11 protein-coding genes are annotated in these 11310 nt (G+C 39.7%); all 11 read right to left on the bottom strand.

What is annotated here, in order from left to right:
• Positions 1-9: 9 nt before the first annotated feature.
• Positions 10-1983 carry a DNA topoisomerase IV subunit B gene (gene parE / locus FC30_RS08565; RefSeq protein WP_010689052.1) on the bottom strand — a complete coding sequence of 658 codons (1974 nt, stop codon included), beginning with the start codon at positions 1981-1983 and terminating at the stop codon, positions 10-12.
• Between the two features lie 66 nt (positions 1984-2049).
• Positions 2050-2487 (bottom strand): 8-oxo-dGTP diphosphatase, encoded by a 438-nt coding sequence (locus FC30_RS08560; protein WP_010689053.1) that lies wholly within the window; start codon positions 2485-2487, stop codon positions 2050-2052.
• A gap of 264 nt (positions 2488-2751) precedes the next feature.
• Positions 2752-4023 (bottom strand): MFS transporter, encoded by a 1272-nt coding sequence (locus tag FC30_RS08555; RefSeq protein WP_010689054.1) that lies wholly within the window; start codon positions 4021-4023, stop codon positions 2752-2754.
• Positions 4024-4040: 17 nt separating this feature from the next.
• A complete protein-coding gene (locus FC30_RS08550; RefSeq protein ID WP_010689055.1) occupies positions 4041-5084 on the bottom strand; it encodes an MFS transporter in 1044 nt (347 codons plus the stop codon).
• 78 nt (positions 5085-5162) lie between these two features.
• Positions 5163-5309, bottom strand: coding sequence for a hypothetical protein (locus tag FC30_RS09790; protein WP_010689056.1), 147 nt, complete (start codon positions 5307-5309; stop codon positions 5163-5165).
• 351 nt (positions 5310-5660) lie between these two features.
• Positions 5661-6584: a tyrosine-type recombinase/integrase gene (locus FC30_RS08545; RefSeq protein WP_010689057.1), complete on the bottom strand. Its 924-nt coding sequence runs from the start codon at positions 6582-6584 to the stop codon at positions 5661-5663.
• Positions 6585-6672: 88 nt separating this feature from the next.
• A complete protein-coding gene (locus tag FC30_RS08540) occupies positions 6673-7512 on the bottom strand; it encodes a metallophosphoesterase family protein (RefSeq protein ID WP_010689058.1) in 840 nt (279 codons plus the stop codon).
• 17 nt (positions 7513-7529) lie between these two features.
• Entirely contained in the window at positions 7530-7997 is a 468-nt protein-coding gene (locus FC30_RS08535) for a hypothetical protein (protein ID WP_010689059.1), read from the bottom strand.
• A gap of 301 nt (positions 7998-8298) precedes the next feature.
• Positions 8299-9210, bottom strand: a complete 912-nt coding sequence (locus FC30_RS08530) for a DMT family transporter (RefSeq protein ID WP_010689060.1) — start codon at positions 9208-9210, stop codon at positions 8299-8301.
• A gap of 71 nt (positions 9211-9281) precedes the next feature.
• Positions 9282-10067, bottom strand: a complete 786-nt coding sequence (gene murI, locus FC30_RS08525; protein WP_010689061.1) for a glutamate racemase — start codon at positions 10065-10067, stop codon at positions 9282-9284.
• A 71-nt stretch (positions 10068-10138) separates the two neighbouring features.
• Positions 10139-11299, bottom strand: a complete 1161-nt coding sequence (locus FC30_RS08520; protein WP_010689062.1) for a pyridoxal phosphate-dependent aminotransferase — start codon at positions 11297-11299, stop codon at positions 10139-10141.
• Positions 11300-11310: the final 11 nt, after the last annotated feature.

The raw sequence follows: 11310 nt of genomic DNA, 5'->3' as shown, positions 1-11310 counted from the left end.
TGCTCCTAACTATGCTTTATCTTCTGTTTCATGGGCTTTATTAGCTAAAGTCGTATCTAATAAGCTTCCATCTTCTTCCAGGGTGAACTGGACATTTTTCTCGATCCATTTGCGACGTGGTTCGACTTTATCACCCATCAAGGTCGTGACCCGCTTTTCAGCTAAGGCATCATCCTCGATCTTAACTCTGACCAAAGTTCTTGTTTCGGGATTCATGGTTGTTTCCCAAAGTTGATCAGCGTTCATTTCACCAAGACCTTTGAAACGTTGTAAGGTATAACCCTTACCGATCGCTTTAGCTTGTTTTTCCAATTCCTCGTCAGTCCACGCGTAACGTACTTGAAGTTTTTTGTTAACACTTTTTTGGAGCTTATATAATGGAGGTAAAGCGATATATACTCGCCCGGCATTGATCATTGGGCGCATGTATTTATAGAAGAAAGTCAACAATAGCGTTTGGATATGTGCACCGTCAGTATCAGCATCGGTCATGATGATGATCTTGTCATAGTTGGCATCTTCAAGCTCAAATTCAGCCCCGACACCAGCCCCGATCGTATAGATCATCGTATTGATTTCTTCATTTTTCAAGATATCTTGTAACTTAGCCTTTTGGGTATTCAAAACTTTCCCCCGTAACGGTAGGATAGCTTGGAATTTACGGTCGCGTCCTTGTTTAGCCGAGCCACCAGCTGAATCACCTTCGACAAGGAACAATTCATTGCGTTTAGCATTCCGTGATTGCGCTGGTGTCAATTTACCTGAGAGCAAACGATCTTTTTTATGCCGTTTTTTGCCATTGCGACTTTCATCACGCGCTTTCCGAGCAGCTTCCCGGGCCTCTCTAGCTTTGATGGATTTTTTGACCAGATCTTTAGCAAAATCTCCATTTTCCATCAAATAGTAGTTTAATTGCTCATTGACGATATTATCAACGATCGTCCGGGCTTCAGGGGTTCCCAGCTTACCCTTTGTTTGGCCTTCAAATTGTAATAATTCTTCCGGGATGCGCACAGAAACGATGGCCGAGAGCCCTTCACGCACGTCACTACCTTCAAGATTTTTATCTTTATCCTTTAAAAGACCAACTTTACGAGCGTATTCATTGAATGCTTTTGTCCAAGCGGCTTTCATCCCGGCTTCGTGTGTACCACCATCTTTGGTGCGGACGTTATTGACAAATGACATGATATTTTCTGAGTAACCGTCATTGTATTGACCAGCCACTTCAACTTCAACACCATCTTTTTGTCCTTCAAAATACATCACATCGCCTAATGTATCTTTATCTTCATTTAAATAGGAAACAAACTCTTTGATCCCTTCTTCAAATAGGAAAACATCTTGCGTATCTGTTCGTTCATCAGTCAAAACGATCTTGACACCTTTTAATAAGAAGGCTGATTCACGAAGACGTTCTGCTAAAGTATCATAGTTGAATTTGGTCGTCGAAAAGATCTCAGGATCAGGCTTAAAAGTGACTGTGGTCCCACTATTTTTCGTTGTTTTGCCTAATTTTCTGAGGGTCCCGACTGGTTGACCACCATCTTTAAAATCTTCTTCGTACTCAATACCATCACGCACTGTATTGACCGTCAAACTAGAAGAGAGTGCGTTTACGACCGAAGCCCCCACACCGTGAAGCCCACCAGAAGTTTTATAGTCACCTTGACCAAATTTACCCCCGGCATGCAACACTGTGAAAATAACTTCGACCGTTGGGATCCCCATCGCATGCATCCCAACTGGCATCCCACGACCATAATCAACGACTGTGATCGAATCATCGGGATGGATCGTGACGTCGATCTCTTTACCATAACCAGATAAAGCTTCGTCAACTGCATTATCGACAATTTCATAAACTAAGTGATGCAATCCACGACCATCAGTGGAACCAATATACATCCCTGGTCGTTTTCTAACTGCTTCTAAGCCCTTTAAGACTTGGATGGAGTCATCACCGTATTTTGCTTTACTCATACATTCATTTCCTTTATCAAATTTAAAAGTTACGTTATCTATCTTACCGTATCAAATGGATAACTATCAATATAAATTAATATTATCTTGAACTTGGTAGATCTCGGATAAAGTGTCATCAGCAAAAACTTTGTACATTTCATCAAAAGTCTTTGCTAGGTCTTGCTTTAGTAGATCACGTTCAGGCAACCAGAAGATCTCGCCTTCACTTGATGATTTAAGTTCACCTGAAAATTTAGTTGCGCGATAAAGCAAAACTATGTAGCGGGTCTCGTTGACAAAAAATTGTTTGATCCCACAAAGTTTAGGGTCTAACAAGGTCAAGCCTGTTTCTTCAAAAAATTCCCGGATCATTGCTTGGTGAAATGATTCACCCGCTTCAACATGTCCGCCTGGAAAAGTGATCCCCGGCCATTCCTTTTTACGGCGGTTTTCAACTAGCACTTGTTCACCGTTGCGCAATAAACACATATTGGTGAGTTCGATCGTCTCGGTTCGTGCCATTAAATTCACTCCTTTATATAACGCTGAGAAACGCATTTAAACGCAGCGTTCATGTTCTACTTAATAGATTATCAATCTTAGTGCAAAATATCAAACGATATCATTTGTCGAACATACATTCTATATTATACACAAATATCGGTAAAATGGGGATGATTTTGGCTAAAAAACTTCCAACTTCCGCTAATGTTAATTTGCGGAAGTTGGATTTTAAGGCATAAAAATAGTGTGATCAGTAATTGATACCGATCACACTAGCTATTGTTAATGTTTATTTTTATAGATCATAATTTTCCCAACTACCATAAAGCTCACCATCATCCCCAATTCGAGTAACCATGAATTTTTTAAACTAAAGAGCTGCAACATTGCAGTGGCAAGTAGTGAGCCACTTGTATTGGCTAACATTAAAACAAATCCCAACAGACTTTCAACTCGGGTCAAATGTTCTTCGCCGATTTTTTGAACCAGATCTGTCGTGAACTTAGGTGAAAGGTATCCACTGATAATAGTTGTGGCTAACATAATGACCAAGACGATCAATAACGGTCCCCGATAAAAACAATTGAGTGTAGCCAAGATAAGGCATAAAAATTGCATCATCATTAATTGTTCATAACTTAATTTTTCAAGCCAATTAAATCTTAAAAAGGAACCGACAAATAAACCTAGGGTCATAACAGCCTGTAGTACGACTAGAGTTTGTGCAAAATTACCAAAACGTAAATTTGCATCTGCAACCATCGCAACTGTCAATATCAAATAGTAGCTAACATAAACTAATTTAAGGGATGTCATGACCCACATTGTTTGAAGGGCATGTTGTTTATGCATATAGTCATAGGCGGCTTTCATCTTCTTTAAAAAATCAGATACTGAGAAATGCTGATTTGTCGGCATGACACTTTTGACCGTATCATCGAATTTGATCTTTTTTAAGAAATAAAGACTTAAAGCAAATGTTACAGCGTTAAATAACGCAAGTCCAAAGAAATCATCAGGAAACCAAACTAACCAACTCGCTCCTAGTAACTGACCAAAGACTAAACTTAGCCCAAATAAGACGATCTCAAGTGAAGTCACGACCCGGCGTTCATCTGGGGCGACCCAAGTCCTGGAAAAAGGGATGAACATATTATTGATATAACTATCAAGATTGTCGGACACAACATTAGCCAAGATGATAAAAACAAATACCGCGAGCAGCATTTTGTATTTGAGCATTACAATGGCAAGAACGATATATATCAAAACTTGGATGACATTTAAAATAGCAGCTTTCTTGAGACGTTTGGTCTCACGGTCAGTCATATAGGCCAAGATCGGATCGATCCAACCCGGAATTCCACCTAACACGTTGACCAGTGAGATCGCCAAGGTACTGTATGTTTGTTTAGAAGCTAAGGTCAACATAGCTACATTATAAAGTGCACTACCGATGCGATTGATGGTGTTAGCACAGATCATATTGCGTAAATGTTTCTTTTCTTTTAAAACGACTAATAACTTAGTATTTGATAATTCCTTTAAGTTCATAATTTTTCCCCTTTTATTTATTTTTTGGAGCGATATATCGCGATTTCCCCACCTATCATAAAGCTCACTAGCATCCCCAGTTCGATCAACCAGCTTAGCCTTAAGCCAAAAAGTTGTAAGCAGATCGTCGCTTGTAAAATACCAACTGGATCAGCGAGCAACAAAATAAAATTATTGAGGCTTTCTACCCGCGTTAACTGTTCTTCGTCGATCTGTTGAATGAGATCGGTATAATACTTAGGTGCCATATAACCACTGAGAAGCGTACCGATCAATTTTAAAATCATAATATTGATCAACGAGAGTCCCAGAAAGCAACTGAGTACAGATAGAATAATAGTCATGTTGCTCAGCATGATAAATTGCTCATAATTTATTTTTTCTAACCAACTGATCCGTAAAAACGCCCCTAAGATCAACCCTACAAATGAAATGGACTGCCAGATAGCCAAAGTTTGCGCGTAACTGCCAAAACGCAAATTACTAGTCGAGACCATTGCTACATTCAGCAATAACAGAAAACTCGCATAAGTTGCTTTGCCAATTGCTAATAACCAGATCATTTGTAGCAGATGTCTTTCTCGCATATGCCCATATGCGAGTTTCATTTTTTGAAAAAAGTCTTTGATCGAGAAACGTGCTTCTGCGGTTAGAGTTTTGACCGTATCATCGAACTTGATCTTTCGAAGAAAAAACAACCCCAGCGCAAAAGTCAAGGCATTCAACAATGAAAGACCAAAAAACTGATCAGGATATAAAGTTAGCCACGCAGCCCCTAAAAGTTGACCGAGAACTATGCTTAAACTAAATAAAACAATGTCCAAAGCAGAGATCACACGACGCTCGCTGTGATCGATCCAAGTCTTTGAAAACGGAATAAACATATTACTGATGTATCCATCGATGCTATCAGATACCACGTTGGCTAAAAGAATCACAATAAATAAAGCTAGAGGCATTTGATATTGCAACATCAAAAAAGCGATCACAAAATAGATCCCAACTTGGATCCAATTAAGTAAAGTAGCTTTTTTTAGTCTTCTTGTTTCACGATCGGTCAAATATGCTAGTACCGGGTCGAAAAAGCCAGGTAAGTTCTCCGATAATTTAACAAGCGTGATCGCTAAAGTACTATATGTTTATTTAGAAGCTAAGGTCAATAAAGCCAAGTTATATAGCGCACTTCCAATACGATTGACTAACTTAGTACAAAGCAAATAACGTACGTGTTTCTTTTTTCGCAAAATAACGATCAATTTAGCATTGGTCACTCTCGTTAAATTCATAACTTTTATCCCCCATTAATAACCTTTGAAAACCAACTAAGTCACTCTACTTACACGCAAACTGTAAATATTTTCCTCATAACAGTGTTCCCCTAACTGCACACTTTGTAATGATTTTAATTATAAGAATTAGAAATTATTTATATGTAATCTGATATATAGATGCTATAAAAATTAATATCTAATAATTTGATAGGCGATATTTACAGTTTATTTCACAGATACTATAGCATAATACTAATAAAATAAATAATATATTTATAATTAAAAATATCTAATTGTAATTTAAAATATGCCCAGGGATGTACTTTCAATGTATTGCTATAAAAAAACGCTGGCCTAAGCCAACGTCTACTTGAAGATCGCATCACTGATCCGATCACTACTCTTGTTATTTAAACTGTTCAAATGATGGGCATAGATCTCAGTTGTCTGAATGTTAGTATGCCGCAAAAGTTGTTGGGTTTCCTCCAAAGTCGCGCCATTCAATAAGTTGAGGGTGGCACTGGTATGGCGTGTGCTATGGGCCGTCAAACGTGGACTATTATAACCGGCTGCAATAAAACATTGCTTGACGATCCCACGAATACTTCGCGTCGAAAGGCGTTTGCCTAAATTGTTATTGGATGTCGAAGCAAATAACGGTGCTTGACTATTGAATTCTTTCCGGACGCGTAAGTACTCACGGATCGCATTTTCAACGTGATCAGGCATTCGGATCGGAGCATCTTTTTCGATATGCCCTTTACCTTGAACATATAAAACAACAACATCACCACTAACACGCATATCTTCGATGTTAGCTCGTCTGACCTCGATCGTCCGCAAAGCCATCGTCAACATCAAAGCCAACATAGCATAATCGCGTTTGCCTTTGAGTGTACTCCGATCGATGTTTTCTAAAACTGCCGCAGCTTGTTTGGAAGTCAGATAATCTTTTTTATGTTCCGTCCCTAGCTTTAAACCTTTGACATTTTTAGCAATATCGCGGTAAAAACCCATTTCTTCGGTCCATTTGAAAAATTGCTTGACTGCCATTAGATAATTTTGGACCGTTGTTGGCCGTAATCCCATTGCTAGTAAAGCTTCACGATAGTTTTTGACATCTTGCGGAGTCGGCTCTGTGATCTGTTGTTGGTCGGTGTAATTAAACCATTGTTTTAATGAGGTTTTATAAGTACGGATCGTATTTGGTGAAGCATCGATAAAATCGATAAAGCGTTCTAAATAATCAATTTCAGCTAATTGTGTAGCTTGACTAGTTTGTAGATCCATAAAATTTCCTCCTGTTAGTTGTTAGATCCCCAGCTTATTTTAAGCTGGGGATCGTTTTTTTCTCACTAAAGTTAAAGTAACTTTTTATTTATCGCATTTTATTTTGATAAGCGATCACTTCTTGCTCATAACCATACTTTTCATTATACTGGGCTAATAATTCTTGATCATGCGTATAGACTTTGCCTGTTGTCAAAAGTTTTTCGTAAAGTTCAAGGTATGGAATGTGGGCTTTTTTAGCTAATTCCAATTCTTTTTGGTAATCGTAGGCAACTTTACAAAAAGATATCCCACCAAGTCCATACTCATCGATCTCTAGCAAAGCATACTGCGCTCTAAGATCAGCTTGGAACTTTTTCCAATCACAAAAAGGCTCGCCGACCGAACCGGGATTCAATACGATCTGTTCAGCGGTCGTATACCGCATCAGTTGGTGGTGAACATGCGCATAGACCGCTAGATCAGCTGTGATCCCCTCTAAAACGGCATCAAAGTCTGCCTGTGGTCGCGTAGGATATAGCTTTTGACCGTAATTTAGATCTGGCAAGTTATGTGAGACACTGATCGTCAAGGGACCACGTGTTAGCGTCTGTTGGATGGGATTTGTAGCTAAAAAATCTAATTCAGCTTGCCCTAGGTCTTGACCGCAAGCCATTGCTAATTTGGAAAAATATACATGGCTAGGTTTGGTCAATTCGATCTTACCAGCTAACCCGTGTAATAACAGATCATCCCAATTGCCCCGGATAAACACTGTTGGCTGTAATGACTGCAGCAATTCCAAGATCTGTTTTCCCCCAGGTCCTGGCATCAAAATATCACCTAAGACCCAGACCTCATCAACTGCTTTAGCTTTGATATCGGAAATAACCGCCTCCAATGCAGTCAAATTACCATGGATATCCGAAATTATCGCTATTTTAGCCATCAAACCATCCCTATCTTTTAATCATTTACCAAATTGTTAGTCTTTGGTTTCAATAATTTCATACATTTGCGCCGTTCTTTGACTACTGCCGTTTGCATCTCTTTATTTGACCACTCGACTACCGGTGCAAATTCATATTTAACATACATATTTTTGCCTTCAAAACGTACATTCAAAATGGCATCGATCTGGACCCAGATCCCGGTACTTTCATCATAGATAAATTCCCCGACTTCAGAGACCTCACGAAATTCGTGCGGTTGATACATGATCTCGGCTTGGGTCGTCGTGTATTCCGCCGACAGATCCGGTGTTTGGAGCTGTTGACATAAACAGTCATAATAGATAAACTCACCCGCAGACCGTGGAGCAACTTTGATACTTAAAATGTTTATTACAACAAATGTTGCTTTACGATAATTGACAATATCGCCAATACTGATCACTTCATTTGAACGACGCCTAACCCGAATTTTTTCTAACATTGACTTTCCCAGCTATATAAAATGTGAAACAACATAATCTTTATTAATTATACTTGCGAAAGAAATATAGTTTTTCCCTTCCTAAACTTGAGGCCTGCATCTAACGAACCGTGAGCAACTCTCCCCGCACATTTTTAACTTTCCGAACAGGTCACTCCAGCTAAATAGCAAATCTCAGTATACGAACTGATTCCATAATAATATACTATCATTTTTCCTAAGTTTTAGCTATAACTTATGGAAACGTTTTAAAAATATAGCTAAAAAATACTCGCCAATATCTCCGGCGAGTATCTCTTACTTAGACATTATTGGTAAATTTCTTTTTTCTTGGGCGCCAATTTAAAGCTAAAACAGCAATAATGACCAAAAATGAGCCTAACAGATCGGCTCCGCTGAGTTGGAGCCCAAAAAAGATGATCGAACCGATCGTTGCTGCGATCGGCTCAAAGGCATCTAGCATACTGGCTGTAGTTGGGCGGATGTATTTCAAAGCATTGGTAAAGAGCTGAAACGGAATGATTGTTCCTAAAACAACTACAGCTAAAACTAATAGTACTAATTCTAATGTCAAAGGAAATGACTCAAATTTTGGATGGATCACGGTCAATCCGATCCCGGCGATCAATAAGCCCCAACCGGTCACAGCCGTTGAAGAATAATGTTGTAATAAACTGCGGGGAATCAAAGTATTAGCTGCTCCACCAACTGCTGAAAGCAATCCCCAGATCAAAACGGCCGGCGTGATCGCTAATTGCGTCAGATCACCATGCGTTGCAAGCAAGGCTACACCTAAAAATGCTACCAGCGCACTGATCAGTTCGATCCGGCGTGGTCGTTGTTTTTGAAAGACCGCTAAATATAAAATAATGAAAAATGGTCCAACGAATTGCAAGATCGTCGCGATCGAAGCATCACCTAATTTGATCGCCATAAAATAACAAAATTGTACTGGAATTATTCCACCTAATCCGTAAGCGATCGCAGTTTTTGCACTTTGCTTATTTTGCCAAAGCGCTAATGGAGCTTCCTTTTTATAACTGGCTAAAGCTAATAAAACTAAGCCCCCACTGAGCATCCGGATCTGACTCAATAAAAGTGGGGTCAATCTAGGTTCGAGCTCGAAGATAAATTTAGCAAATAAGCCCGACACGCCCCAAAGAAAAGTCGACAGGATCGTCAGCAGCGTCCAGAGTTTTTTTTGTTTCGTCATTTGTTGTCCTCACTATCTAAAAAATTCCAAAGAAAAGAGCTGAGAGATCTTCTCAGCTCAAAGTGACTGTATTAATCAGTCAAGTTCATCAGTTTTTGGCTCAGCTCGATTTCAACTGGGGTGGCATTACTATTTTCAAAAGTTATCTCACCGCCTGTTTGGTTAGGTGAAAGTAATTGCTTTTGCGTCAATAAATGCTTCAATTCGCGAGCCGCACCTGCTCCTCCGTCAAAAACAGCAACATCTTTTCCAATAACATCTTGGATCGCCTTTTTAACGAATGGAAAATGCGTGCATCCCAAAACAACTGAATCAACGTTTTCTTTATACGATGCTAATATATCTTCTAAATATGCATATAATTCTGATGAATTTAATTCACCTTTTTCGACAAACTCAACTAACTTAGGGGCTGGTAACTTGATGATCTCACCTTGGTCTGAAAAGCGTTCCATCAAGTGATTGAATTTTTCTTCCTTTAAAGTCAATGGAGTCGCCATTACTAAGACTTTAGAATCCGTTTGATGCAAAACAGCTGGTTTGACAGCTGGTTCCAGTCCTACGATCGGAATTTCGGGATACTTTTGCCGTAAATACGTGGCCGCAGCACTTGTCGCAGTATTACAAGCGATCACGATCGCTTTGACTTTCTTTTGCTGGATAAAGTCCTCTACGATCGCTTCACTCAAAGCTTTGACTTCGGCTACACTTTTGGTACCATAAGGGGCATTTTTCGAATCCCCAAAGAAATAATAGCGCTCATTTGGCATGAGCTTATAGATCTCACGTAAGACACTGATCCCGCCGAGACCTGAATCAAATACTCCGATCGGAGCTAAAGCCTTGTTTTCCGTCATCACTATTCCTCATCTCTACTGCATTATTCACAATTAAATATTCTAACACTTTTTGGCAGTGAGGAGTAGTCTTAATAATTATCAGTAAATTTTTTAATGCGTTCACTTGCTTGGTGTAAGTCATCCATCGAAGCAGCATAACTCAAACGCACATACCCTTCGCCACCTTGACCAAATGAAACACCCGGGATCAAAGCGACTTTAGCTTCTTTGGCCAATTCGCGGACAAACTTCCAAGAGTCATGTCCACATTTAGCGGGGATCTTAGCGAATAAATAGAAGGCACCATCTGGTTGGACTACTTCAAATCCAGCATCTTCTAAAGCTTGGCGCATAAAATCACGTCTAGCTTGATATTCCTTCCGCATGCTCAAAGCATCATCTTTTCCTTTGGTCAACGCTTCTAAAGCAGCAAATTGAACATTTGTCGTTGGTGCTGTCACCATATATTGATGTGCTTTGACAACTTGTTCACTAAAATCCTTTGGCCCTAAAATAAAGCCCAAACGCCAGCCGGTCATCGCATGTGATTTCGAAAGCCCGCCGATCACGATCGTATTTTCAGGTAAGAAACTGGCTAAGGAAACATGTTGTCCTTCATAAGTCAATTCAGCATAGACTTCATCACACAAAGCCCAAATATCATATTCAGCGATCACTTTGGCCAAAGCAGCTAATTGTTCTTTTGTATAGGTTGCTCCAGTTGGGTTACTTGGGTAGACTAAGACAACTGCTTTGATATTTTTATCTTTATTTTCTTCTAAAGTAGCGCGTAATTTTTCAGGCGTTAAGATAAAACCATCTGCGCTCGTATCGACTTGTAAAACATCAGCCCCATTCAACTGGCTGATCGGAGCATAGATCGGAAAAACCGGTGTCGGCATCAAGACTGTATCACCTGGATTTAAAATCGTTTGCAAACTAGCGGCGATCGCTTCTGTTGCCCCCACAGTCGTGATGACCTGTTCTGGCGTGTAATCTAGATCATATTTTTCTTTGTAGTACTTAGCTGCGGCACGGCGTAACTCCATGATCCCCGAATTAGGTGTATAGTGTGATTGATCCGCATTGATCGCCGTGATCGCAGCTCGTTTCACGTGCTCCGGTGTATTAAAATCCGGTTCCCCTAATGTTAACTTAATGATCCCCTCGATCTGACTGACTTCCATATCGAATTGTCGAATGTCTGATACAGCAATGGCTTCGATCTTATGGTTAAATCTAGCTTGCATAAAACATTACC

Source organism: Ligilactobacillus animalis KCTC 3501 = DSM 20602 (assembly GCF_001434535.1).
Taxonomy (GTDB): domain Bacteria; phylum Bacillota; class Bacilli; order Lactobacillales; family Lactobacillaceae; genus Ligilactobacillus; species Ligilactobacillus animalis.
The sequence above is the reverse complement of the archived record's forward strand: the minus strand, read 5'-3'. Positions and strand labels throughout refer to the sequence as shown.

Excerpts from the sequence above, each read along its gene's own strand:
- murI (WP_010689061.1), bottom strand. The coding sequence starts at position 10,067 with ATGACGGAAAACAAGGCTTTAGCTCCGATCGGAGTATTTGATTCAGGT.
- parE (WP_010689052.1), bottom strand. The coding sequence starts at position 1,983 with ATGAGTAAAGCAAAATACGGTGATGACTCCATCCAAGTCTTAAAGGGC.
- FC30_RS08535 (WP_010689059.1), bottom strand. The coding sequence starts at position 7,997 with ATGTTAGAAAAAATTCGGGTTAGGCGTCGTTCAAATGAAGTGATCAGT.
- FC30_RS08530 (WP_010689060.1), bottom strand. The coding sequence starts at position 9,210 with ATGACGAAACAAAAAAAACTCTGGACGCTGCTGACGATCCTGTCGACT.
- FC30_RS08540 (WP_010689058.1), bottom strand. The coding sequence starts at position 7,512 with ATGGCTAAAATAGCGATAATTTCGGATATCCATGGTAATTTGACTGCA.
- FC30_RS09790 (WP_010689056.1), bottom strand. The coding sequence starts at position 5,309 with ATGAATTTAACGAGAGTGACCAATGCTAAATTGATCGTTATTTTGCGA.
- FC30_RS08555 (WP_010689054.1), bottom strand. The coding sequence starts at position 4,023 with ATGAACTTAAAGGAATTATCAAATACTAAGTTATTAGTCGTTTTAAAA.
- FC30_RS08545 (WP_010689057.1), bottom strand. The coding sequence starts at position 6,584 with ATGGATCTACAAACTAGTCAAGCTACACAATTAGCTGAAATTGATTAT.
- FC30_RS08560 (WP_010689053.1), bottom strand. The coding sequence starts at position 2,487 with ATGGCACGAACCGAGACGATCGAACTCACCAATATGTGTTTATTGCGC.
- FC30_RS08520 (WP_010689062.1), bottom strand. The coding sequence starts at position 11,299 with ATGCAAGCTAGATTTAACCATAAGATCGAAGCCATTGCTGTATCAGAC.